Origin of the sequence: Niallia laureatilytica, assembly GCF_046613985.1 — a bacterium.
In the GTDB taxonomy this organism is placed as follows: domain Bacteria; phylum Bacillota; class Bacilli; order Bacillales; family Cytobacillaceae; genus Niallia.
Window position 1 is genome coordinate 203,322 of the sequence record NZ_JBKKHP010000005.1, and the last position, 21,018, is coordinate 224,339.

Annotated in this window: 27 protein-coding genes, 1 pseudogene and 1 riboswitch; of the genes and pseudogenes, 7 read left to right on the forward strand and 21 right to left on the reverse strand. The window is 35.6% G+C overall.

What is annotated here, in order from left to right; genetic code table 11:
- Window positions 1-351: 351 nt before the first annotated feature.
- The 11 genes and pseudogenes from ACLIJJ_RS14635 to ACLIJJ_RS14685 form a co-directional block, all read right to left on the reverse strand.
- Window positions 352-573: pseudogene (locus ACLIJJ_RS14635) on the reverse strand (DUF2500 domain-containing protein); the annotation flags it as partial.
- Window positions 574-588: 15 nt separating this feature from the next.
- Window positions 589-765 (reverse strand): DUF2500 domain-containing protein, encoded by a 177-nt coding sequence (locus ACLIJJ_RS14640; protein WP_233315069.1) that lies wholly within the window; start codon window positions 763-765, stop codon window positions 589-591.
- A 137-nt stretch (window positions 766-902) separates the two neighbouring features.
- Complete coding sequence (locus ACLIJJ_RS14645) at window positions 903-1,391, reverse strand: DedA family protein (RefSeq protein ID WP_233315068.1); 489 nt, start codon at window positions 1,389-1,391, stop codon at window positions 903-905.
- Complete coding sequence (gene pssA, locus ACLIJJ_RS14650) at window positions 1,382-1,915, reverse strand: CDP-diacylglycerol--serine O-phosphatidyltransferase (RefSeq protein WP_237942919.1); 534 nt, start codon at window positions 1,913-1,915, stop codon at window positions 1,382-1,384. Before pssA ends, ACLIJJ_RS14645 begins: the two co-directional genes overlap by 10 nt.
- A 336-nt stretch (window positions 1,916-2,251) precedes the next feature.
- Window positions 2,252-2,914: a hypothetical protein gene (locus ACLIJJ_RS14655; protein WP_411411162.1), complete on the reverse strand. Its 663-nt coding sequence runs from the start codon at window positions 2,912-2,914 to the stop codon at window positions 2,252-2,254.
- Between the two features lie 315 nt (window positions 2,915-3,229).
- Window positions 3,230-3,511 carry a hypothetical protein gene (locus ACLIJJ_RS14660; RefSeq protein WP_411411163.1) on the reverse strand — a complete coding sequence of 94 codons (282 nt, stop codon included), beginning with the start codon at window positions 3,509-3,511 and terminating at the stop codon, window positions 3,230-3,232.
- 108 nt (window positions 3,512-3,619) lie between these two features.
- Entirely contained in the window at window positions 3,620-4,021 is a 402-nt protein-coding gene (locus ACLIJJ_RS14665; RefSeq protein WP_411411164.1) for a hypothetical protein, read from the reverse strand.
- 185 nt (window positions 4,022-4,206) lie between these two features.
- A complete protein-coding gene (locus ACLIJJ_RS14670; protein WP_233315063.1) occupies window positions 4,207-4,689 on the reverse strand; it encodes a DUF456 domain-containing protein in 483 nt (160 codons plus the stop codon).
- Window positions 4,690-4,758: 69 nt separating this feature from the next.
- Complete coding sequence (locus tag ACLIJJ_RS14675; RefSeq protein WP_233315062.1) at window positions 4,759-4,902, reverse strand: hypothetical protein; 144 nt, start codon at window positions 4,900-4,902, stop codon at window positions 4,759-4,761.
- 96 nt (window positions 4,903-4,998) lie between these two features.
- Window positions 4,999-6,426, reverse strand: coding sequence for a HAMP domain-containing sensor histidine kinase (locus ACLIJJ_RS14680; RefSeq protein WP_411411165.1), 1,428 nt, complete (start codon window positions 6,424-6,426; stop codon window positions 4,999-5,001).
- Window positions 6,423-7,097 carry a response regulator transcription factor gene (locus tag ACLIJJ_RS14685; protein ID WP_445738860.1) on the reverse strand — a complete coding sequence of 225 codons (675 nt, stop codon included), beginning with the start codon at window positions 7,095-7,097 and terminating at the stop codon, window positions 6,423-6,425. Before ACLIJJ_RS14685 ends, ACLIJJ_RS14680 begins: the two co-directional genes overlap by 4 nt.
- 397 nt (window positions 7,098-7,494) lie before the next feature.
- Here ACLIJJ_RS14685 and ACLIJJ_RS14690 point away from each other — a divergent pair, with 397 nt between their 5' ends.
- Both ACLIJJ_RS14690 and ACLIJJ_RS14695 read left to right on the forward strand, forming a co-directional pair.
- Window positions 7,495-7,686 carry a helix-turn-helix transcriptional regulator gene (locus ACLIJJ_RS14690; protein WP_233315059.1) on the forward strand — a complete coding sequence of 64 codons (192 nt, stop codon included), beginning with the start codon at window positions 7,495-7,497 and terminating at the stop codon, window positions 7,684-7,686.
- A gap of 4 nt (window positions 7,687-7,690) precedes the next feature.
- Complete coding sequence (locus ACLIJJ_RS14695; protein WP_237942931.1) at window positions 7,691-8,164, forward strand: hypothetical protein; 474 nt, start codon at window positions 7,691-7,693, stop codon at window positions 8,162-8,164.
- Window positions 8,165-8,266: 102 nt separating this feature from the next.
- On the opposite strand, the gene ACLIJJ_RS14700 is transcribed toward ACLIJJ_RS14695, so the two are convergent.
- Both ACLIJJ_RS14700 and ACLIJJ_RS14705 read right to left on the reverse strand, forming a co-directional pair.
- The gene (locus ACLIJJ_RS14700) at window positions 8,267-8,626 is read right to left on the reverse strand and encodes a hypothetical protein (RefSeq protein ID WP_411411166.1); all 360 of its coding nucleotides are present in this window, start codon (window positions 8,624-8,626) and stop codon (window positions 8,267-8,269) included.
- Window positions 8,593-8,817, reverse strand: coding sequence for a hypothetical protein (locus ACLIJJ_RS14705; protein ID WP_233315056.1), 225 nt, complete (start codon window positions 8,815-8,817; stop codon window positions 8,593-8,595). Before ACLIJJ_RS14705 ends, ACLIJJ_RS14700 begins: the two co-directional genes overlap by 34 nt.
- 562 nt (window positions 8,818-9,379) lie before the next feature.
- Between ACLIJJ_RS14705 and ACLIJJ_RS14710 the strand changes: the two genes are divergently transcribed.
- The 3 genes from ACLIJJ_RS14710 (at window position 9,380) to ACLIJJ_RS14720 (ending at window position 11,642) form a co-directional block, all read left to right on the forward strand.
- Window positions 9,380-10,153, forward strand: coding sequence for an amino acid ABC transporter substrate-binding protein (locus tag ACLIJJ_RS14710; protein ID WP_237942935.1), 774 nt, complete (start codon window positions 9,380-9,382; stop codon window positions 10,151-10,153).
- 66 nt (window positions 10,154-10,219) lie between these two features.
- Complete coding sequence (locus ACLIJJ_RS14715) at window positions 10,220-10,879, forward strand: amino acid ABC transporter permease (RefSeq protein WP_233315054.1); 660 nt, start codon at window positions 10,220-10,222, stop codon at window positions 10,877-10,879.
- Between the two features lie 16 nt (window positions 10,880-10,895).
- On the forward strand, window positions 10,896-11,642 hold the full coding sequence (locus ACLIJJ_RS14720) for an amino acid ABC transporter ATP-binding protein (protein WP_411228905.1): 747 nt from the start codon (window positions 10,896-10,898) through the stop codon (window positions 11,640-11,642).
- Between the two features lie 341 nt (window positions 11,643-11,983).
- Here the strand turns inward: ACLIJJ_RS14720 and ACLIJJ_RS14725 are convergent, their stop codons facing one another.
- A complete protein-coding gene (locus ACLIJJ_RS14725) occupies window positions 11,984-12,562 on the reverse strand; it encodes a hypothetical protein (protein WP_411411167.1) in 579 nt (192 codons plus the stop codon).
- A 141-nt stretch (window positions 12,563-12,703) separates the two neighbouring features.
- Window positions 12,704-12,807: riboswitch (guanidine-I (ykkC/yxkD leader) on the forward strand.
- 68 nt (window positions 12,808-12,875) lie between these two features.
- Between ACLIJJ_RS14725 and ACLIJJ_RS14730 the strand changes: the two genes are divergently transcribed.
- Together ACLIJJ_RS14730 and ACLIJJ_RS14735 are read left to right on the forward strand one after the other, a co-directional pair.
- Entirely contained in the window at window positions 12,876-13,211 is a 336-nt protein-coding gene (locus tag ACLIJJ_RS14730; RefSeq protein ID WP_233315052.1) for a DMT family transporter, read from the forward strand.
- Window positions 13,211-13,525 (forward strand): DMT family transporter, encoded by a 315-nt coding sequence (locus ACLIJJ_RS14735; protein ID WP_233315051.1) that lies wholly within the window; start codon window positions 13,211-13,213, stop codon window positions 13,523-13,525. The genes ACLIJJ_RS14730 and ACLIJJ_RS14735 overlap by 1 nt, the downstream gene beginning before the upstream one ends.
- A gap of 40 nt (window positions 13,526-13,565) precedes the next feature.
- Here ACLIJJ_RS14735 and ACLIJJ_RS14740 read toward each other — a convergent pair whose 3' ends face one another.
- The 7 genes from ACLIJJ_RS14740 to ACLIJJ_RS14770 form a co-directional block, all read right to left on the reverse strand.
- Window positions 13,566-14,387, reverse strand: a complete 822-nt coding sequence (locus ACLIJJ_RS14740) for a uroporphyrinogen-III synthase (protein ID WP_233315050.1) — start codon at window positions 14,385-14,387, stop codon at window positions 13,566-13,568.
- Between the two features lie 380 nt (window positions 14,388-14,767).
- Window positions 14,768-15,205, reverse strand: a complete 438-nt coding sequence (locus ACLIJJ_RS14745) for a YfmQ family protein (protein WP_233315049.1) — start codon at window positions 15,203-15,205, stop codon at window positions 14,768-14,770.
- A 111-nt stretch (window positions 15,206-15,316) separates the two neighbouring features.
- Window positions 15,317-15,886 carry a VanZ family protein gene (locus tag ACLIJJ_RS14750; protein WP_411411168.1) on the reverse strand — a complete coding sequence of 190 codons (570 nt, stop codon included), beginning with the start codon at window positions 15,884-15,886 and terminating at the stop codon, window positions 15,317-15,319.
- Between the two features lie 402 nt (window positions 15,887-16,288).
- Entirely contained in the window at window positions 16,289-17,056 is a 768-nt protein-coding gene (locus ACLIJJ_RS14755) for a 3-oxoacyl-ACP reductase (protein ID WP_411411169.1), read from the reverse strand.
- Between the two features lie 15 nt (window positions 17,057-17,071).
- A complete protein-coding gene (locus ACLIJJ_RS14760) occupies window positions 17,072-18,529 on the reverse strand; it encodes an acyl-CoA reductase (RefSeq protein ID WP_251647586.1) in 1,458 nt (485 codons plus the stop codon).
- Between the two features lie 2 nt (window positions 18,530-18,531).
- On the reverse strand, window positions 18,532-19,668 hold the full coding sequence (locus ACLIJJ_RS14765; protein WP_237942944.1) for a LuxE/PaaK family acyltransferase: 1,137 nt from the start codon (window positions 19,666-19,668) through the stop codon (window positions 18,532-18,534).
- Window positions 19,665-21,005: a solute carrier family 23 protein gene (locus ACLIJJ_RS14770; RefSeq protein ID WP_411411170.1), complete on the reverse strand. Its 1,341-nt coding sequence runs from the start codon at window positions 21,003-21,005 to the stop codon at window positions 19,665-19,667. Before ACLIJJ_RS14770 ends, ACLIJJ_RS14765 begins: the two co-directional genes overlap by 4 nt.
- Window positions 21,006-21,018 lie beyond the last annotated feature (13 nt).

Consider the following 21,018-nt stretch of genomic DNA (forward strand, 5'->3'; position numbering starts at 1 on the left):
CCAACCGCCAACAAAACCTATTAGTAATAAAAACAGATTTCTTTCTAAATTGGGCTCTTGTAACCATTGTTTGTTAAATAGTAAAAGACATCCTGTTGAAACTCCCATTGTAATGGTTCCAAACACCAATCTAATTACATAATCTTACATTAAAAGCCCCTTTTGTACCAATCTTCAACATTTTTAAAAGCTCTTAAATAAACATACTGTTTGTATTAATATAAACGAAATTTCTTAGCATAAAGTTTCACTATCCAAGCAGATTTTTTCATCTTTTTATTGTGAATTATAGTAAAAATATTAATATTTGCTGAGTATTTAATGGGTAACATCTTCACAAAGGATAAAATCTTAATTATTAGTAATTCCCATCTGCCTTTGAAATCCTAAGTAACGACTGCCTTGAAAGCTCAATACTCCAATATGATTTTCAGAAAGCAGACCATACTCTTTACCAGAAACATGAAACTCTGAACGATCACCGCTTACAAATTCGAAGGTAATATAATAAAATGTATAAGTGCTTGATGAAAAGTTGCTTTCTTCTTGATAATTAGCATTTGAAATTCCGCTAACATCTGTTCGTTTTTATTTCACAACAGCTGTCACACTAAGCTGTTGTGATTGCTCATTTTTGCGCCACTGACCAATTCCTTTAAAAATGGAATAAAAGAAGCCGCTGATTACAATAATAAAAATTATTGCAATAATAATAGGACCGATTTGAAAGATTAAATCTTCTTGAAAAAACAAATCCCCGCCCATATAAAGCCTCCTTCTTTAACAGCTTATAATACTTACGACTATGTATATAATAAGTTTCATAATTCAACCATTTTTCCCAATTTATGAAACAACAATAGAGAGCTGAATTATGCCCTCTGTATGATTCTGCATTCCTCTCAAACTCCCATTATATTTAACAATTTGCCAATTGTAATAAAAACAAAACACCACATCAAGGCCCCAATTCCGCCATACATCAAATATATTCTTAGCCTCATATGTGCAATCCCGCAACAGTAAAATGTGAGATGGCGTACTCCTGGAATAAAATAAGCGATCAACAGGGAATACGGTCCAAACTTCTTTATCCATGATTCAACTTTTAAAAATCTTTTCTCCTTTAGCCCAATCCATTTTCCAAACCTATCTATCAGAGGTCTTCCAGCTTTTTTACCAATCATATAACTAATCATCATGCCTAGAAAAGTCCCGCTAAAGCTGATTAAAATAGCAAGCTGATAATTAAGAGTGCCTATATGCGTAAAGTATCCTATTAACGTCATCAGTGCTTCATCAGGAATTGGCAACCCCACTATTCCCAAACTGAGCAATAGGAAAACAGCAAAATAACCATATTGACCGATTAACTCGTTAGCTACTTCCATCCGTGAATTTCCATTTTTTCATTGTCTTGTTTCTTGAAATTTGGAATTTTAATATGACTGACCATTAGAAATGCCAGGATGCATATGCCGATGCACAAAATAACTGGGCTATGTAATGTCATAAGTACTAACAAGCACATAGCAGCAGCCGGTGCTGGCAATCCAATAAATACTGCCAGATTGCTTTGTTCTACGTTAAAACGGGCTAATCTCAGCAGTCCGCAAATGCTGAATGCAAGTGCACAAACCAAACCAACGAGGGAAAGCTGACTTAAAGAAATACTATATGCCAGCATGGCGGGTGCAATACTAAATGTTACTAAATCAGAAAGAGAATCAAGCTCTTTCCCGAACTCAGATACGGTATTAAACTTTCGCGCAACCCTGCCATCAAACAGGTCAAAAAACATGCCAAAGCAGATAAACATCATCGCTGAAAATGTATTATTTAATAGCAAGGAATAGATAGATAACACCCCGCAGATAAAGTTGCATATGGTAATGATATTAGCTAAATAAATCAAAATATAACCAGCCTCCAAAACGATTGTTTATTTATTCATCTTCCTAGTATAATTATGGTTCACCCTTACTCTATGTGAATTTTTCTTCATCTCAAAAAGTACGAGCAATCTTATTATTCTTTCAAATTATAAAATTCCAATGTGGATTCTATGTGTTTTTCATAAAAAAACCTTTTAATTAGATAAAAAAACAAACTATTTTTTGTTTTATTTTGTTTTTTTTTATTTAATAGCTAGATTTCCGTCTAAAGACAATATACACCAAAAAAGCAGTCACCTATAGGCAGACTGCTTTGTGTTCTTTTCTAAAGAAAACTAAAACAAATACAATAAATTCTATTCAACCTCTTGTATGGACAATCCTAATGTAGGCTCCAAATTCTCTGGAGCATCATAAATGGCCGTATACATCAGCCCGTTCTCCTCATATGTACTTTGCCCACTATCAATAATTCTACCGTCGACTAAACCTAATGCTGTATTAATTTCTTGTTTCTTTTCTGCCGAAATGGTTGAATCTGCTATATTAACTAAGTTAACTGCTGCAGAAGTAACGTCTCCGCTATCATCCATAATTCCAAAAATTGCTGCTGTCCGAAGGTTGCCAGTATCGTTATCCGTTGCTGCAGATACTACAATTGTTTGATTCTCATTGATAGTGCCAGTACGAAGTAATCCATAAGCACTATCCTTTTCTTCTAAATCATTCAGAGTAGCCAAGTCAGGATTAACGGAAGTCATACTTTTATTCCATTCATTTTTCAAGCTATCCCAGTTCCTATCAAAAACTGTTTTTCCATCCGTTTCTGCTGCCGACACTTTTTTCGGTTCACTAGCATCTGCAGTTGCTTCTGTATTTGCTTCTGTAGCTGCTGCTGTATTTTCAGCTTTCCCCTCTGTTTCCTGAGCTTCGTCTTTTTGACCACAACCGCTTATCACTATAACCAGTAGTAATGCTAAAAAAATGTTACCTAATAAGCTTTGCTTTTTTTCTGTCATCTCCAAAATCCTCCATCACTATTTCATTTTACAATATTTAACTTATAAGTTCTCTTTTCCCAAAGGTATTTATTCCCAAACGCATATATTAAAATTTCTTTCTGTCACATAGAAACTCTGTTTATTTTGCAACAAGAGATGTAACTTCCATTAACACAAAAAAGTCAGACATTTATACCACTGTCTGACTTTTTACGGCTGCATCTTATTTGCGATATCGGATTTGCATCTGTTTCTAGCGAATTTCTTCATATAATTAAGCATATCTCAAAAAATAAAAAAGCTGCTTTAGCAGCGGAGATAAATCAATATACACTACCCTTTTCGTATTAATCTAACAAAAAATGAGATTCCTAAAATTAAATATAAACAAGCAGTAAGACCCCAAGTAAGAAAAATCCCTAATCCTAAGCCAATATTAGCATCTTCATAATTATTTATTACATCATCAATAACCACATACAGCATTGGAGCAGCACATATAAAATAAGCTAACAATGATAATAATAATTTTTTTGTATTTTTATAATAAAACATAACAGGGATGAAAAGTAATGCAAGTGTGATAATAACAATTATCGCCATGGATATTTCCATAAAATCCCTCCAAATACAAAAAACTAAAATATTTTTATCTTTACCGATATTATTACCCGTAAATTAAAATTAGAAATCAAAACAATTTAACTACTAATTCCTTATTCATTATCTTGTTTCAATAGCCATACGCAAGTGTGATACCACTCCAAGAAGCAATAGAAACGAACATACCAGTTTTTCAAAAGAGGTTCCAAGTAGTTGTTGAAAAAAGCCAAAGGTCCAAAGTGCCACGAAACACCAGCATATAATAGATCTTCCTCTTTTATTTAAATACCGCTTTTTTTGGGCAGCAAAAATGGTAAAAGCACCGCCTATAATGCAAACAACCATACCAACAACAGATATTGGCAGCTGAGATTCAAACGAATCAGATCGCCCTCCGTTAACCCAAGAGAACGGAATAACACTGCTGATAACAAGGATATGCAGTGCTATTGTTAAAGAGTAAAAACAAATAGCCATTATTAAAGCAGTACGTAGATTGATTTTTCTAAGTTTTTCTTTCATATATCTACCTCGCTTTTATTATTCCTCTAATTTTTTATTATAAGTGGGACTCATATTATAGTTATGCTTTCACTTACCCCCTTTAGTCCTTTAACCCATATTAATTAATCATTTTTTTTTTACATTATCTAAAAAACAAAGAGGAATTCATTAGAATTCCTCTCAATAGAGATTGATAAATCAACCTATACAACTACTGCAGTAAAAAACCAAATAATCATAATAACCTGTATTAATATTTTTGCTACACTGCCTCCTAAGAAGCCTATTACCGTAGCGAATCCAACCTTTGCCGCCTTCTTCATATCTTTATGCAAGATATATTCCGTAATTAAAACCGCTACAAATGGTACGAGGATAATTCCAAATGGAGGGAGAATAAAGGACCCGACTATTGTTGCGATTGCAGCTATTGTTTCAGAAATCTTTGACCCGCCATATTTTTTCACAAAATAACTATTTGCGATGATATCGGCTGCTATTAATACAGCACTTAACAATCCCATACTTATCCAGAACCATATAGACAGCTCACTAGGATTAATCAAAAACTGATAAACCAAAAATCCTCCCCATATTGCTACTACAGAGGGAATAATCGGATAAACTATCCCCACAAAACTTAATATAAATAATATTATGGTTATTGCCCACCATACGAATTCCATCAAAAAACCTGCCTTTTTAAAATTCTAACATTTAGAAATCTTGCTCTTTCAGAACAAGATTTCCTTTCGTTATTTAGCTGCTGCTATGCTTGCGACTTTTATAGCGGTGACTGCCGCCATACGGATTATACCTTCTGCTTCTATCACTGCTGCTGCTTTTTTTATATCCTCTTCTATCACTGCTGCTGTATTTTTTATACCTTTTTCTATCACTTCTGCTATAGCTTCTAGATCTATGACTGCTGTGAGAAAATTGCTTAATCGTTTTCATAAATTTTTTAAACATTCTTTCCACCTCTTTAATTCATTTTATTTTTTTCGGAACAGTACATCAGAATCTTTTCTCAAAGGGATATTAATAATTACCTTTGTCCATTCACCATAAACACTTTGAATTTCAATCGACCCTTTATAATATTCCAATAACCTTTTGGCGATTGCTAATCCTAACCCATTTCCGCCATTTTTTCTGCTTCTTGCTTTATCAACACGGTAAAATCGATTAATCACCAATGGTAGGTCTTCTTCTGGAATTCCAACACCGTAATCCTTTATTTCAATAGCTAAGCTGTTTTCGCTATGTTTTACTTTAAGCTCGATTTCCTTCTTGTTTTTTGAATATTTTATGGCATTATCTAACAGGATAATTATTATTTGCTCAAGATGATTTTTGAATATTTTTAAGGTGAAATCCTTACTAATATCTATTGAAGAGGAAATATTATAGTCTGGATTTAAAGTTAAGAAATTTTCAACAACATCCTCTACTACACCTTTTATTTTTATATCCTCTAATACAGCAGTACTTGTGGAGAAATCTCCTCTTGATAAGGTCAGCAATTCTGAAACCATACGGATTAATCTATTGGTTTCATTCAAACTCAAGTTAAGTGACCTTTCTAATGTTTGCGGATTATCTTTTCCCCAGCGATTTATAAGGGATAGATGACCGTGAATGATTGTTAATGGTGTTTTTAATTCATGAGAAGCGTCTTCCACAAATTGTTGCTGTTGCTGGAAAGATGTCTCGAGATTATCCATTAATTCATTAAACATAATTCCTAACTCTGTCATTTCATCATGCTGTTTATCGATATTCACCCGTTTATTCAAACCATTTTCTTTTATACTTTTCATTGTCCTAATCATAGAATTTATTGGTTTTAATAACTGAAAGGACAGAATCCTTCCCCCTACAAAACTTAAAATGATAGCCACTAATCCTGTAATTATTACTAATGTCGTTATTTGATTTATCAAACTTTCGAAGTTCTCTAAGTTTCGGACAATTTCTATCGTACCTTTAAAACCGGTTACTTCAAAAGGCTTTCGGTATACAAGCAGTCGATCTCCCTTAGGGGACATTTCCACTAATTCTTCTTTTAAAGCTGATTGTGATGAGACCCAATTTTTTGGCACTTTATTTGTTATTGTAAATAATACGGAATTATTTTCACTAACAATCCTTATTAATTGGTGATGTTCATTCAAGATATCTATATACGCTTTACTTTCTAAAATCTCTTGTTCTGAATCTGCTTCTAATAAATAGGCATAAATTTCTTCCATATTTTTTTGAATTGTTTGTCTTTCATGATTATTAACCCACTTCATAATGACAACATACTGAACGAAGGTATAGGATAAAAATAAGAAGAGGATTAGTAATGCGGCCCAAAATGTTAATTTCCATTTTATCTTGATACTTTTAGGTAATAATGCTTTCACACTTTTCATTCCCTCATAACATATCCCATTCCTCTAATCGTTTGTATATAGCCTTCTTTATCATTAGCTTCCAATTTCCCGCGAAGATGCATCACATAAACATCTACGACATTTGTTTCTATGTCTGCATGATAATCCCAAATATTTTCTAGAATAATCTCTCTAGTTAAAACTCGGTTAATGTTTTTCATAAACAGAAATAACAAGTCGTACTCTTTTTTAGTCAGTTCTATTAGGTGCTCCCCTTTTTTTAACAATCTTGACTCAATATTAAGCTCAAGATCTTTAAAGGACAAAGTCATCTCCGGTAAATTTTTCAGTTTCTCTTGTCTTCTAATAATAACTCTAATTCTTGCTAACAATTCCTCAATGGCAAAGGGTTTTGGAATATAATCATCAGCACCGATATCTAATCCTAAGACCCTGTCCATAATACTATCTCTGGCAGTTATCATAATGATCGGAATATCCTTTACTGCCTTTAACCGTCTACAAACTTCAATACCATTTAATTTTGGCAGCATTAAATCAAGCAGGATAACATCCCAATTCTTTTCTAATGCAAGCTCTAACCCTTTCCTTCCATCATAAGCAGGCGTAACATTATATCCTTCGTGCATTAGCTCCAAAAGAATAAATTCTGATAACGCTTCTTCATCTTCAATTACTAAAATATTCAACTGTTTTACCTCCATATATTATCTTGTCAGAATTATATCTTATCTAAATTATATTGGATACTAATGCATTAATTTGTATTAAGTGAGGATTTTTTAAAATGAAAGTGACCTGCTTATGGGATTTATATGCATTTAATACTATTCTCCTTTCTTAATAAGATTAATCCTTTCTATAATCATACAAAACCGTAATGAAATAACGGTAAAATGTATCATGATGCTTTCTAAAATTTTAATGAAAATTTTTTAATCTTAAATATGTTAGGAGAAGATTATGAAAATAATAAATAGAATTTTTTTGCTTTTTATTGCCTTTTTAAGGAAATCAATGTAATATATATATTACATAATGCAACTTAAACATTACATTGTGTAATTTAGTTCGGTCGGTGAAATTATGAAAAATCGTATTAAAATAGCCAGAGCTGAGAAATCCATGACTCAAGCAGAGTTAGCCAGAAAGGTTAATGTTACAAGACAAACAATTGGTCTTATTGAAAAAGGGAACTACAACCCTACCTTGCAGCTTTGTATTTCCATTGCTAAGGCTTTAGAAAAAACACTCGATGACTTATTTTGGGAGGAGTAATTTTATGGAACAAAAATCATGGCTGTCTAAGGTATTACCTAAGGATGAATACAAAGAAAAGAAAATGCTTTACTATATAGCTGAATCTGCTGTGCTGCTTGCCATATTGTTATTTATTTATGCATTGATTAATAATTTTTCTCTTTACGGAGGGTCTGCTTCTGGAACTGTCACCTTGCTTTCTTTATGTTTCCTAGTTGCCTATGTACTAATAAGATATATAATGTCAGGCATAGAATATCCTGATATTATAAGTGAAAGACGATTTAAAAAAGAAAAACAAGCAATCATAAACCGCAGTTTAATCATGATGGTTCTTATTGCCGTTATGTTAGTAGTAATACAAGGAATCCCGTCTAACATGACAAGTTCAGTTCAGTTGTTTTTACCAGCGATTTTTATATCCTTCATTAATTTTATAATAAGCTATACTTCACTCAAAAAATCCTATCATAAAAACATTGATTTATTGGATTAATCATTAACATGTTTTTCAAATAAAACACCCTTTAAAATACACTTAATGAAGTGAATTTTAAGGGGTGTTTCTTCATGCCTCATTAAAAGTAAACATCTACACTCAAGTCCTATCATAACTTCTAACGACAAATCCTTGATTTTCCGCAAACGTATTGATTACCTTTACCAATTCACTTTTCGAAATGGACACGGAGTGATGAATTTCTCTTTTGTTATTAATGACATATTCTTCAAAAATTATATAATTTAAATGATCCATTTTTTTAACTACAAATTGATTACACTCATATTCTCCACTTCTAATATTGCTAGAATAAATAAAATAAATGATGCCATCATAATATTCTTGTTCAGAGATTTCCGTATTTAAAAATAATGGAATGATTTCATGCATATAGTGCTTCCTTTCTAGAATCATTACTCCATCTAAGGTAATGGTTTTTCTGGTCGTTTTGGACAATAAGAACAATTAGGGTCTTCACATTTCACCTCAGTCCATTCATTGCAGGAAGGACAGAAATAAGCATCATAATCTTCATAGTAAACCAAGTTATGTTGACATTTTTTACAGTGCTGTTCCATATCAATTGAACCGTCTATTTCGATACCATCTATAATAACCAAATCATCTTTTTCTTCTATCTTCATCATTACCTCCAAAAGGTATTTTCACCTGTAATTCTCCTCGTACGTAATCTTATTTAGCAAAGATACTAACTACTCTTACCACTTCCATTATTTTTTCCAAACCATTTTTTTAAAACCTCGTCTACTTTAGGACTGTATAAACACATACAAACTCCAACCATAAAAATAATAAATCCGCTAAAACCAGGGGTTATAAACGGGAATCCCTCAGAATAGTACACTATTGTAGAACGACTATATAGAGCCAACCAATTAGATTTATGACAATTCTTTTCTTATACATTGCTTTATCCTTCTCATAGATTAATTGTAATAACTTTAATACGTTTATAGCTCTTCTTTGGTTTCATTTAATCGCGATTTATTAGTTCCATTATTAATGAAGGGCTCTTTTTTTTAAGGTTTCTACTATTTTAGTTACTAATTTGTAATTTACTGATATTAATCTACTTTTATACGAAAAACCTAATTGTATTTATTGGATGATAGTGTTACAATACTATAGTTCGATAATATGGTAGCGTACTAAAGCAAAATACTTAATAAAAGGTGGTCTCTATAATATATGAAACGTTTAGTAACAATGATTTTAGCAGTAGCAGCGATTTTCACCATTGTAGCAGGGTGCTCTAAATCTGCCGAAAAAGATGACAATACATTGGTAATTGGTATTGATGATAAATTTGCTCCTATGGGGTTCCGTGATGAAAATAATGAGATTGTTGGTTTTGATATTGACTATGCGAAAGCAGCAGCTGAAAAAATGGGCATGAAAGCTCAATTTCAACCTATCGACTGGAAAACGAAAGAATCTGAGTTAAGCAGCGGTCGTATTGATCTTATTTGGAACGGTTACACCATTACAGATGAGCGTAAAGAAAAGGTTCTCTTTACAGAGCCTTACTTGAAAAATGCACAGGTTGTCGTAACAATGGCTGATTCTTCTCTTTCTAAACTTAATGATTTAGAAGGAAAAGTCGTTGGTCTTCAATCACTTTCTTCTGCATCCGATGCATTAGATGCTGATCCTATTAAATCAAAAATTAAAACAGTAACAGAGTTTGCTGACAATGTTTCTGCTTTGAATGACTTAAAGAGTGGCCGTTTAGACGCTGTAGTAATTGACGAAATTGTTATTAACTACTATATGACTAAAGAGGAAGGCACTTTCAAAGTACTTGATGAATCTCTTGCTCCTGAAGAATATGGAGTAGGCGTTAAAAAAGGTAATGAGGATCTGCTTAATAAACTACAAAAAGCACTTGATGAGATGAACGAGGATGGCACTGCATCAGAAATCTCTGAAAAGTGGTTTGGCGAAGATAAAGTGTTGAAATAATAACTAATTACTGGCAAAACAGGATTTCCGATAAGGAAGTCCGTTTTGTTTTCGGAGGTAACTTTTATGTCTTTTGAATACATTAAATCAATAATTATGCCTTTGCTTGAAGGGGCTCAGATGACTGTCCTCTTGTTTATCATTGCTATTGTAGTGTCCATACCGCTAGGCTTTCTATTAACATTAGCTGTAAGAAGCAGCTTTAAGCCTCTTTCCTGGTTTGCTCAAGGCTATATTTATGTGCTTCGCGGAACACCGCTATTGCTGCAGCTATTGTTTATCTGTTTCGGTCTGCCAATGATTCCTGTAGTTGGTGAATATTTAGTATTAGATCGTTTTGTAGCTGCATGTTTAGGTTTTATTTTAAACTATGCTGCTTATTTTGCCGAAATCTTCCGCGGCGGTCTTATTGCCATTGATAAAGGTCAATATGAGGCATCACAAGTACTTGGCTTAAACAAATGGCAGACTTTAAGAAAGATTATTCTTCCGCAAATGTTCCGCATCGCCCTTCCGGCTGTGGCGAACGAATCTGTAACACTTGTTAAAGATACAGCACTCCTTTATGCGGTAGCTGTACCAGAATTGCTGCACTTTGCTCAAGCTGCAGTTAATCGCGACTTTACAATTGTGCCATTTGTTGTGGCAGGTGTCATTTATTTAATCATGACGCTTCTATTAACGTTAATCTTTAAATGGCTTGAACGCCGATTCAAATTTGAATAAGAAGGAGTTGGTGAATATGGCTATTATTGAAATCTCTAACTTAAAAAAATCGTACGGCAATTTAGACGTATTAAAGCAAATTACATTTAATGTAAATAAAAACGAAGTAGTAGCGGTTATTGGTCCCTCCGGATCTGGAAAAAGCACCATGCTTCGCAGTCTTGTTAATCTTGAGGTGATTGATGGCGGCAGTATTTGTGTGAGCGGCGATTATTTAGTAAAAGATGGACAATACGTTAAACCGCAAGACATTAAACAAATCACAGGTAAAATGGGGATGGTCTTCCAGCACTTCAACCTCTTCCCTCATCTGACTGTGAGAGAAAATTTAGAGCTTGCTCCAAAAATGGTCAAAAAAGAATCCTCTGCTGACATACAGAAAAGAAGCAATGAGCTGCTAGAAAAAATCGGGCTCTCCAGCTGGGCGAACTCGTTTCCAGCTAAGCTGTCCGGCGGACAAAAACAAAGGGTGGCAATTGCCAGAGCATTAATGATGAACCCAGATATTATGTTATTTGATGAGCCTACTTCCGCTCTTGATCCAGAATTAACTGGTGAAGTATTGCAAGTGATGAAGGACCTGGCTCAAGAAAACATGACCATGATTGTCGTAACGCACGAAATGGGCTTTGCCAGAGAAGTTGCTGACAGAGTCGTATTTATGGACAATGGGGAAATTGTTGAATCTGGTGCTCCAAAAGATTTGTTTACAAATCCTAAGTTTGAACGAACAAAAGCGTTCTTAAACCGCAGTTTAAAATAAGCAAAAGGCAGTTTCATAATAAACTACCATCCTAGCAAACTTAATGGCCAACCAGAATTTATTCTGGTTGGCTTTTTTATTGATTTAATTTCATAACTTTTAACAGGTAAAACAGTTAATCTTATAGATAACCCTTTATTAAACTGTAAACCGCGCAATAAATAAAGGATTTCTGTGTAAAATAAATAATAACACCAAGCATTAGAAGTTCCAGTAAATACTATTTATTATAATTACCAGTAAATAATACGTGGGGACTCAGGTGGCATTTCAAGTGAAGCAATTATTGGCAAAATAGAGCTGAAGAAATAAACAGCTGCATCTTTGTCGCTGTTTTATACTTATAGAAAATTATTTTTCAATCTCTTTACTAATTCATCATAGTTTATGAAATAATCTTTAATTGGAATGACAGCAAAATCAGATGAAGTTTGAGTATTTGCTAATAGGCATTCATCATATATTAGAGAAATATAAATATCTTTTTGCACCTTAATTCCGCTTTCCTTATAATAACCTACTAAATCCATATATAAATTATAGCCTGCTTCATCAATAGACCTTTCTATCACAAAACCGCCAGTAAAGTCTCCCCACCAAGCTTGAAAGCTTTTATAAACTTCATGAAAACTAGTTAGACCTTCAGCATCTTCACAAAACAAACTATGATAAAAAATTTCTTTTTCCTCATAAAACAGCTTTGTATCGTTGACATCATTAAGAAATACAATTTGAGAGACTTTCTTCCATAGGTTTTGAAACCTTGATTTAAAGTCATCCTTAAAAGTAATCTTTGCAGAGAAATAAGGGAACTTTATCTTTTCGGTATTGTTTGTTTGATTTATATATATATTTTGCAAGTATATTAGGAAGTTTAAAGAGGTCGAACGATCTGTCATCATAATTAATGCATTTTCCAAAATTTACATCCTCCCTTTCTCCTCTATTATCACCATTCTTCTGGTAAAATACAAATTTTTTACTATTAATCAGCTAATATCTGAATAGCCATGTTTGACACATCTATAAAATTGTGTATAATTCAAGGTAATTGCATAAACAAAAATGTTTTCTAGGGTTCCGCAGCATATATTATTGTGTTGGACTGGTCCGAGAGAAAACTCACAGCTTTGCTGTGTCACGGAAGGACAAAAGCCTGGGAGAAACTGACTTATCAGTTTGCTCCCGGGCTTTTGTTTTTTTTTATGCAAAATTAATTTGGAGGTTTTAGAAATGGATTGGATTAAAGTTTTTATCGCAGCATTTTTTGAAGTATTTTGGGTTATTGGCTTAAAGCACTCTGATAACCTATGGATGTGGGCGGGGACAGTTGTTTGTATTATCATCAGCTTCTACGTAATGATTATGGCAGGGAAAAAGCTGCCTGTTGGGACTGTTTATGCAGTGTTTGTTGGTTTAGGTACTGCAGGAACTGTACTTTCTGAACTTCTATTCTTTGGGGAAGCTTTTAAAGTGGAAAAGGTTCTCTTCATCTTACTCCTTTTAGGAGGCGTAATCGGCTTAAAATTGGTTACAAAAAATAAAACTCAAGAAGGGGATGAATCGTAATGGCTTGGATTTCTCTTATACTAGCAGGTCTGTGTGAAATGTTTGGTGTGGCTATGATAAACAAATTGCATAAAGACCGTAACTGGCAATCCGTATTACTATTAATATTAGGATTTGGTGCTAGTTTTATCTTCCTTTCCTATTCAATGGAAACACTCCCAATGGGAACAGCTTATGCAATTTGGACAGGAATTGGTGCTTCTGGTGGAGCTATTTTGGGCATGTTACTATATGGTGAATCAAAAGATTGGCGAAGACTTGTCTTTATAGCTATGGTGTTAGGTGCAGCAGTAGGTTTAAAATTGGTCTCCTAATAAGAAAAGAGCTGAATAGCTCTTTTCTTACATGTTTCTCTCAAGAGTTCACATTATTGCCTTCATAATAACGAGACAACTCAATAATCATTGCACCCATACGTTCAAGCTCAGGAACAACGATTTTGTCTACTCCTTCTTCCGATAATGCCTCTGCAGTTACTTTTCCTACTGCAACTGCTAATGTATTGTCTTGGAATGCATCGAGGATTTCTTTTGTTACACCCTTCTCTTTTGCAAATGTAAAAAGAGATCGTACTTGAATCGCACTCGTAAAGCAGACGGCATCCACTTTGTTATCGTGCATTTCCTCAAAAAGTGTTTGCACAGCATCCCATTCTGGAGCGATATGCTGATATGGCAGGATAGTAGCAACGCTTGCTCCTTTATCTTCTAAAAACTGGATGAGTCGAGGCGCTGTCTCACCGTGAAGCTGAACCAATACGTTTTTCCCTGCAAAATCAACATCTTCAAGCGCACGAATTAATCCTCTTGTTGACCCATCTTCATCGAGAATATCAGGCACTACGCCAATTTTCTTCAAGTAATTTTTTGTCTTGTAGCCTCTGATCGCTATATTAGCCGCTTCCAATCGCTTAAGATATTCCGCTTTTACACCTAGCTTTTCCGTGATATTTACAAGTGTTTCTGTACCGATGCCTGTCGTAAAGATGACCCAGTCTGCCCCTTCGTTCACAAACTTAATCAGAGCAGGTTCTACCTCTTTTTCCGCTAAGAAAACGGTACCTTGTAAAGAGCGGACAACTGGAATACCGCCTTGATTTTCGATTAATTTGCTGATTTCTTCTATTTTACGAGAAGCTCCAATAACCACACGCTTCCCTTCTAATCCTTTGCCCATTTTAGTTACCTCTTTTCCCTCATCTATGTACATATATTTTCTATTATAATAGCAGGCTCGTAGAAAAAGAAAATATTTTTATGCAATATTCTTATAATTTTAAGTTAATACGAAAAAAAGGCCATTTTCTATTACAAAAATGGCCTTTTTCCTTCTTTCACTTTCGTTAATTCAATTATTTCCTTTAATACAGACATCTCCGCCCATTCCTCTTCTGTTACCAGTTCCCACTGTATACCTTCCGGCTTTTTGTATGGTGTATTTGATTGGACTAATTCCTGTTTTAAAGGAAAAGGAAAGCGGCCGAGTTTATGCTCTGTTAAATAGTTCCAAACACTTGTTTCGTTACCATTTTTGTGTTCAGCCCTTTAAGAAAGTTTTTAAGCTTGAATCATTTTATTAATATCCATCTCAAGCGGATATGTGCTATATACAACAATTTTATTTTTATATTGTTTAACAATATCCATACGGTCCTTATAACTGGACAATAACAGCTTTAACTCCTTCTTGCCGTTTCTTGTAACAATCGTTAAAGAATAATCTGCATTCTCAGGGTGAAGATACCCTTCTTCACTTCCAGGATATAAACTGTATTTTTCTCTGACAGTTGCCTCATTAAACAGCTTTAAAATATCAGTTTTAAGCGCTCCTTCAATTTTTCTGCCATTATAGAGAACTTCTGTATTAACTTCAGACAATTTCAAATGCAATTTATATTTTCCAAGCAGCCATTCGACCACACCTGTCGGCAAACATGTCATTAAAACCTTCACTATACAAAATAGAACTAACGCTATGATGGAAATCCAAGTCATCTATGCTCACTCCAATATTATAATAACCATGCTAAGTATATCACATAACTATCATACTGGATTTCGAAACAATATTGACCATCCAATTGGCAGAATTATTGACCATCCAATTTAATTAACCATTTGCTTTTGACGAAATAATCTAACTTTCTTTTTTACTGCTTCTGTTATAATATAGCCAATTCCGCCACCAATAGTATTTAACAGCAGATCATCCACATCAAATGCCCTGCCTTGAACAATACCTACATAACCTAATAAAAGCTGCAGCACTTCAATTGTTACACTTACTAGAAAAATACATCCTATCGCTTTTGAAAGTTTTCTTGCTTTAAATAACAACGATATATACACACCTAATGGACAAAGCATTATTAAATTATAAAAAGATAACTTTACAGAATTCCAAAAGAACCAGTCGAATCCTTGATAATGATAAAGATTGTACCAATCTTTAATAAAATAAAACGGCACTAGCTGTATAGTTGGCAAAAAATCGTGTTGAGGAGGCAATATAATTCCTCCAGTTGTTAATTGCGCAACGTGCAGTAAATAATATAGAAAGCTATAAGTAATCAATCTTTTCATTAAACCACTTGTTTTCATTCTAATAAAATCCACTACGATATAAATAATTAAAAAAATTGTTCCAAAAAAGACAATATCATAAATTGCATACATAGTATCTTAACCCCTTTCCTTAATCCAATACTTAGACGAAACTCTTTACTAAAAGGTTTGTATTTTATCCTTTTTATATCATTTCGTATGATACAAAAAAGAGTAAGAGAAAGCAGACTCTTTATCAAAAGTCACTTCTTTTTCTTGATCTTATTAGGTTTTACAGCAACTGTTGGAGCATATAAGCTAAAAAAATGAAACATACTATTCCAATCTGACAGATTACTTTTTTATCAATATCTATATTAGGTTTCTTAACATTTCAACTATGGACATATATTAAATCCTTTTTGAAAAGAGAGGGACTCAATATGTCGAATGCATAGACTTCCGATTGAGTTTCTCTTTTTGTTTGATAAAAACATAAAAAAAGAGCCTACCCATAAGGCAAGCTCTCCTAACTCATCGCATCACCAATCCTCCATCCACATTCAAACACTGCCCCGTCACAAACGCTGCCAAATCTGATGCTAAAAACAGCACACTTCCTGCAATATCATCAGGACTTGCCAAACGGCCCATCGGTGTCATTTGAATGATTGATTCTCGCACAGATTCCTGTGTTTCGGAGCTGGAATCTGTCGGATAGGTTAAGCCTGGCGCGACTGCATTCACGGTGATTCCAAATAGGCCAAGCTCTTTGGCTAGATTTCTTGTAAAGCCTAACAAGGCCATTTTTGATGTTGTGTAGTCATGGTATGGAATAATCGGAAAATCGATTAGATTGCTGACAATATTGATTATCCTGCCTTGCATTTGTTCCTTCATATATGGCATCACTGCTTTGCAGACATTATAGGTGCCATGAACATTGCCTTCCCACTGGCTGTTGTAATCGGCCCAGCTGATTTCCCATGCTGTTTTCCTTGTTTTGGGGTTAAAGGTATAATGACTCAAGGCATTATTCACAACGATGTCAATTGTACCGAATGCATCAGCAATCTGTGCGACCATATCGGTGACTTGTTCTTCTTTTTGAACATCTGCCTGAATGGCAACAGCCTGCCCTCCTGCTGCTTCGATTTGACTGACAACTGCTCCGGCGAGGTCTTTGTTTTTTAAATAATTGATAATGACAAATGCACCTTCAGCAGCCATTTTTTTAGCGATAGCTGCGCCTATTCCTCTGCTTGCACCTGTCACTAAAACAATTTTTTCTTGAAGATTCAACTTTCCTCGTCCTTTCTATTCCACATCACTGTCGTATTTTTCAAGTCCATACTCAAGGTCCCTTTCCAAATCAACCATGCGAACTAGCTCCATTAAATTAAAACCGCCATCATGATGCCAGCCTGGCTTTGCCCGGTTCATTTCTCCGATTGGGCTGAACCGATTAACGCCAGCAGCGCCTAAAATATTGGCGAGCGAGAACAATCTTGCTGGTTCTACGGCAAGCCCGCATGATTGTAAATAGCTCTCCCATTGCTGGAAATGGTCAGCAACTTCCTCAAGTCTGTCCACTGCATACACATGAACACTTCTGTTTAACGGGCTACCGCTAAAAGAAGGTTCCTCATGGTAAATGACCGTCCATGCTGTATCGTCTTTACTGCTGTATACTGCCGTTTTCTGTGATTGCAGGCTTTTTAAGGAATGCTCATTTCGGAAGTTTTGTATGGACATTGCCTCTTCCCCTGTCAGCTTTGCTCTTGGTCTTTTTTTATGGTATCGGGAAAGCTCTGCTGCTAATCCTTGTGCAAACTGCTTCGGGCTTACCACCCCATCTTGCTCCACATAAACACATTGCGGAGAAAGACAGCTTTGCTGGTCATAGATGGAAATATCTTCGGCAAGCTTATGGAGTGTGTCACTGTAATGATCAGCCGTTAATGCTTCTTTGCCAATCATAGCAAAGCTGATTTTATGACCATATGACAACAGCTTTTTGTGAATTGGTGTCTTCTTCCTTATTTCCGCGACCGTTTTGTTCGACCCATAAACGATAACAGCCTCTCCCCAATTGACTGCCATATTATCAAGGGACTCTGTCCCCCCCTTCCATGGCAGGATGGCGATGGCATCAGCCAATCTCTCGTCCACTTCCTTTAAGGATTGGAGAAAGAGGGCAGGGAGGAGGGGCTCTGAGTAAGAGGTCTTGCCGATTGCCGCTGATTTAAGCAAAAGCCCCATTATTAAACTCCATAACTGCACGCCTGGCACATTACCAGAAAATAAATGAAAAATAGTATTTGGTCCATACGCACGACTCATTCCGCCTGATTTTCTTGGCCGAAAGTCATCGAGTATGGCAGGCTGGTCAAATTCCTCATCAAGGAAGCGCAGCAGCTCCTTTTTGCGAAAGGTCCTCATATACCTTTTCAACTCGAGCCGAACCATGTCTTGATCATACCCGGTGACTGCAGGAATTAATGCGTCGGCAATACGTCTCAATCGGTAGTTTGGATTCAGCCATAGCTGGATAGCTTGGTCTATCTTGTCGACTACTTCATTAGTAGTAAGCTGAGCAAGATAATCTTTTCTGTTTGCTTGCAATGATGCCCCGATTTCCTCTATATGCTCGGCAGTTAATTCTGGATATTTTACGATGTACTTCCTGCCTTTCACCTGAATTGACTCTTGGCGAAAATCTGTGAGCTTTATTGATTCTGGTACATAATAGGCTTCTATTAATTCTGTTTCCATCACTAAATGGATGCACCACCTAATGCAGATTGCATCAGCTGATCCACTGCAATCGAACAGCCTCTGGCTTCTGCCCCCTTTATTCTGCCAAGGAGCTTAAACCCGTTATCTGTTTGACAGCCTTCATCCTGAGTTAGAATCGCTATACAAGAATTCCAGTTTGCTAAGTCAATATGTGCAATTACCCCTGCTTGACCATTTGTGATTGGCTTTAATGTGTCTGGGTCAAGTATGACTGTTTTCACCCATGCAGGACCTGTCTTTTCTAAACGAATATCTCCTTCTAAACAGCTCGACAAAATACTTTGATCATAAATTTGCGAGCTTAGTTCGGTCATGCCATACATATTTATGCAGAGTGAACGGTCAACTTGGAAGCTTGTATGAAACTGTTTATACAGCTCTTCCATCTCTACTTCACGAGACTGACCTTTAAAGCCGCCTGTATCAAATATCCTGCTTCCTTTTGCGAGCTGAAATTGCAGTCCATTTTCCTTTAAATAATCAAGAAGATGAACATAAGCAAATGTTGCGCCCATAAGCATTACTGGTTCTTCTGATTGTTCACACTTACGCAGCTCACTCGCAAATTTCTCCATCTCTAATCCTTTTTTCCCGAAGAAGAATTGGCTGTTTTCTGCCCCAAAATAAGCTGCTGCATTTGAAAGATACCTAGACAAGGAGGAATTTTCATTCATGTCTGCAGCTGGTGATAATACAAATATCGTCATCTTCTCCCTGTCTGGCAGTACAAACTGTTTAAATGGATGCTTCATCGATGCATCCCATACCTTTAATGAGGGATGATAATTTCTGCCCTTTTGGTCAGGATTAGTAGTTCCGCTAGTCATAAATACAGCCTCTGCATCCTCAATAGGTTCACACGCTAATGTCAGCTCTTTAAAACCTTGTATTGGCATTGGCGGTATATCAAGCCAACGCTTAACCGTGAGGGGGTTCTTTTTCTTCACTTGGCAATATTTTTTGTAAGGCATGTTATGCTGAAATTGATAGGAAAACAATTCTAGAGCGAGTTTATTAAATTCTTGGTCATGCTCTTCTTTATTCAAAATGCCATTCTTATATTTTTCGATAAAAGTGAGGACTTTTTCTGTTATAACAATAGAGATTTCTTTCATATTCCCTTCCCCTTTTCTATCCAGTTTGGAATATTAACAAACAGCAGATGTAAAATAATTGAAGAAAATGCCCCGATTAATATCGTATTTGACAGGAAGGCTCCTGCTGCCCCTGTAAAACCTGTTGAAAAGCTTGGCAAAGAGATTGCTAGTAAAATGGAAAGTCCAATAATCATGTAATTGCGATCCGATTGTTCCACTTTTGCTAGTAAGGAAATACCAGTAAACACTAACGTCGCAGCAGCCGGCAGGAAGATTCCGCCGACAACAGGGCTTGGCGTTAAAGCAAGCAAGGCACCTGCTTTCGGTACAAAGCCAAGCACTAGGAAGATAACACCTGCAATCATCACAGGATATCTTGAACCAACTCCTGTCAAACGAAGCAAACCAACATTTTGGGCATAGGCAGTTGTTGGAAAACCGCCAATAAGAGAGGACAGCATAGATCCTGCCGATTCGCCTGCAAAACCATTCCTAATTCGCTTTGCACTTATCTCTGTTTTCAAAATGGTGGAGGATGCTTGATAAACACCCATCGCTTCAATTACAGCCACTATATACGCAACAAAAAATGTGAGAAAAGTTGTCCATTCGAATTCTAAATTTCCATAAGGCAGGAATGTCGGCAGACCGAACCAAGCCTTTTCTGCTATCATTCCAAAATCAGCTTCTCCTAAACAAATCGCAATAATATCACCAACAACTAATGCTATTAAAAAGGAAAAAGATTTTAAAAAGCCTTTTCCGAATATAGATAAAATTAAAACGATACAAGCTGTTGGAATGGACATCATTAATACAGTTGAACTTGCAAAGCCTGCATCTCCTGGTGAACCGCCGAGAAACTCAGACAATGTAAAGCTCGATAAAGAAATACCGACTAGAAAAATAACAGTCCCTGATACAACTGGTGTAAATAATACCTTCAGCTTGCCTATTAACCCAGTAACAGACAATATGAATACAATTATTGCACTGACAAGGATTGCCCCGCTCGCAGCAGCAAGACCGTTTGCTTTTCCAGCTGCGATCATGATGGAATCGAAGGCAGCTGATGGTCCTTGGACGATTGGCAGCTTTACAAACTTTGCTGCCTGCAGCAATGTAACAATACCGGCTGCAATAAAAATGGAATTAACGATATTGGCTGATAAAGCAAAAGGCAAACCAATCATTGCTGCCACAAAAATAGGATCTAGCCATACATTTGAAACAAACACATGCTGCAGACCATATAAAAAGCTTTTAAGAGGAGGAAGCTTTTCATCAAGCCCCACTGTTAATAGTTGTTCGTCTGGTGTTTCATTCGTTTTATCAATAGTTTTCAAGTCTTCCATTTGTGTCTCCTTC

Bases quoted from the DNA above. Each gene is read 5' to 3' on its own strand.
- ACLIJJ_RS14640 (WP_233315069.1), bottom strand. From the start codon at position 765: ATGGGCGGGGATTTGTTTTTTCAAGAAGATTTAATCTTTCAAATCGGT.
- ACLIJJ_RS14645 (WP_233315068.1), bottom strand. From the start codon at position 1,391: ATGGAAGTAGCTAACGAGTTAATCGGTCAATATGGTTATTTTGCTGTT.
- ACLIJJ_RS14655 (WP_411411162.1), bottom strand. From the start codon at position 2,914: ATGACAGAAAAAAAGCAAAGCTTATTAGGTAACATTTTTTTAGCATTA.
- ACLIJJ_RS14660 (WP_411411163.1), bottom strand. From the start codon at position 3,511: ATGGAAATATCCATGGCGATAATTGTTATTATCACACTTGCATTACTT.
- ACLIJJ_RS14665 (WP_411411164.1), bottom strand. From the start codon at position 4,021: ATGAAAGAAAAACTTAGAAAAATCAATCTACGTACTGCTTTAATAATG.
- ACLIJJ_RS14670 (WP_233315063.1), bottom strand. From the start codon at position 4,689: ATGGAATTCGTATGGTGGGCAATAACCATAATATTATTTATATTAAGT.
- ACLIJJ_RS14680 (WP_411411165.1), bottom strand. From the start codon at position 6,426: ATGAAAAGTGTGAAAGCATTATTACCTAAAAGTATCAAGATAAAATGG.
- ACLIJJ_RS14690 (WP_233315059.1), top strand. From the start codon at position 7,495: ATGAAAAATCGTATTAAAATAGCCAGAGCTGAGAAATCCATGACTCAA.
- ACLIJJ_RS14695 (WP_237942931.1), top strand. From the start codon at position 7,691: ATGGAACAAAAATCATGGCTGTCTAAGGTATTACCTAAGGATGAATAC.
- ACLIJJ_RS14705 (WP_233315056.1), bottom strand. From the start codon at position 8,817: ATGATGAAGATAGAAGAAAAAGATGATTTGGTTATTATAGATGGTATC.
- ACLIJJ_RS14710 (WP_237942935.1), top strand. From the start codon at position 9,380: ATGAAACGTTTAGTAACAATGATTTTAGCAGTAGCAGCGATTTTCACC.
- ACLIJJ_RS14715 (WP_233315054.1), top strand. From the start codon at position 10,220: ATGTCTTTTGAATACATTAAATCAATAATTATGCCTTTGCTTGAAGGG.
- ACLIJJ_RS14720 (WP_411228905.1), top strand. From the start codon at position 10,896: ATGGCTATTATTGAAATCTCTAACTTAAAAAAATCGTACGGCAATTTA.
- ACLIJJ_RS14730 (WP_233315052.1), top strand. From the start codon at position 12,876: ATGGATTGGATTAAAGTTTTTATCGCAGCATTTTTTGAAGTATTTTGG.
- ACLIJJ_RS14735 (WP_233315051.1), top strand. From the start codon at position 13,211: ATGGCTTGGATTTCTCTTATACTAGCAGGTCTGTGTGAAATGTTTGGT.
- ACLIJJ_RS14740 (WP_233315050.1), bottom strand. From the start codon at position 14,387: ATGGGCAAAGGATTAGAAGGGAAGCGTGTGGTTATTGGAGCTTCTCGT.
- ACLIJJ_RS14745 (WP_233315049.1), bottom strand. From the start codon at position 15,205: ATGACTTGGATTTCCATCATAGCGTTAGTTCTATTTTGTATAGTGAAG.
- ACLIJJ_RS14750 (WP_411411168.1), bottom strand. From the start codon at position 15,886: ATGTATGCAATTTATGATATTGTCTTTTTTGGAACAATTTTTTTAATT.
- ACLIJJ_RS14760 (WP_251647586.1), bottom strand. From the start codon at position 18,529: ATGGAAACAGAATTAATAGAAGCCTATTATGTACCAGAATCAATAAAG.
- ACLIJJ_RS14765 (WP_237942944.1), bottom strand. From the start codon at position 19,668: ATGAAAGAAATCTCTATTGTTATAACAGAAAAAGTCCTCACTTTTATC.
- ACLIJJ_RS14770 (WP_411411170.1), bottom strand. From the start codon at position 21,005: ATGGAAGACTTGAAAACTATTGATAAAACGAATGAAACACCAGACGAA.